The organism is Streptomyces klenkii (assembly GCF_003626645.1).
In the GTDB taxonomy this organism is placed as follows: Bacteria; Actinomycetota; Actinomycetes; order Streptomycetales; family Streptomycetaceae; genus Streptomyces; species Streptomyces klenkii.
In genome coordinates this window covers 1-1,142 of sequence record NZ_RBAM01000152.1, presented here as the reverse complement: position 1 = coordinate 1,142, position 1,142 = coordinate 1, and the positions used below count along the sequence as shown (strand labels likewise).

At 69.7% G+C, this 1,142-nt stretch carries 2 protein-coding genes; both read right to left on the bottom strand.

Annotated features, from left to right (window positions below):
* The coding region (locus D7231_RS35365; RefSeq protein WP_422396795.1) for a relaxase/mobilization nuclease domain-containing protein at window positions 1-678 on the bottom strand (678 nt) is incomplete at its 3' end.
* A complete protein-coding gene (gene mobC / locus D7231_RS35360) occupies window positions 675-1,127 on the bottom strand; it encodes a plasmid mobilization relaxosome protein MobC (RefSeq protein WP_422396796.1) in 453 nt (150 codons plus the stop codon). The genes mobC and D7231_RS35365, both read right to left, overlap by 4 nt.
* Between the last annotated feature and the right edge of the window lie 15 nt (window positions 1,128-1,142).

Sequence of the window (1,142 nt, the reverse complement as noted above, 5' to 3'; positions counted from 1 at the left end):
GCTGCCGGTGCCGGCGAGGATGCTGAGAAATTCCTCAGGGGTGGTGGCGATGGAGAGTGCGGTGCGGACGGCGACGCGCAGACGCTCTCGCGCCGTTGCCTGATGCCCGGTGCGGTGGGCCTTCTCCTTCTCGGCACGGGTAGGACGCTGTGCTGCGGTGCGATCGCCACGGGCGACTTGGCGGAGTCCGTATTCCTTCTCGATGGAGGCGAGTTCCTGGTCGGCGGTCAGGTAGTCGTTCCAGTGGCGGGCGGGGCGCAGGTCGCCGCGGACCTTGGTCGCGGCGATGTGGATGTGGTCCTCGGCGTGGCGGACGGCGACCCAGCGGCATCCGTCCGGGTCGCCGTCAGGTGCGATACCGGTGGCGTGCACGACGCGGCGGGCGATGTCGGCCCACTCCTGGTCGCTGAGGAGCCGGTCCTCGGGTGCGGCACGTAGGGAGCAGTGCCACACGTGCCGCTTGGGGGCGCGGTCGCCGGCCTGCTTCACTCGGAGGTCCAGGGCCTTCACAAGTTGCTTCTTGGTGGCGTTGAAGTCGGTGGAGCGGCCGGGGTCGGGGGCGAAGCCGTCCCAGGAGGCGACCAGTTGCGGGTCGGTGTGCTCGTTGGCCTTGCCGGGGCCGTAAAGATAGGCGATCAGTTTGCCGGTGTCCTGACCACCGGTGATCTTGGCGATCACTCCGTGGCGGCCTTTCCGGTCGTGGCACTGTACGCGGCTGCGTCAAGGCCAACCACGGTGGCGCGGACGGTGTCCAGGAGCCGATGGGCGCGGGCCAGGACGGCCGCGTCCACGGGTTGTGGATGGCCGCCGGAGTTGAGGACACGGGCAATCTGGTTGACGTTGGTGCCGATCTTCGCGACCTGGGCGCGCAGGGTGTTCAGCTCGTCGATGTAGTCGTCGATCGCGGTGCGTTGGCCGAGCAGAGCCAGGTCGCCTTCGAGGTAGGCCATGACAGCGGCTCCGACGAGGTGGGCGCCGGCGATGTTCATCGAGCGAGCCTTGGCAGTGATCGCCTGCTTCTCGGCGACGCTGTAGCGGACGTCGACTCGCTGGGTGCGCTGGACATCGTCGCGCTGGCGGCGGCGGGCGACGCGGCGCAGCGCGGCTTCATCGGCGGCACGCGGCAGCAGCGGGCCGGCGAC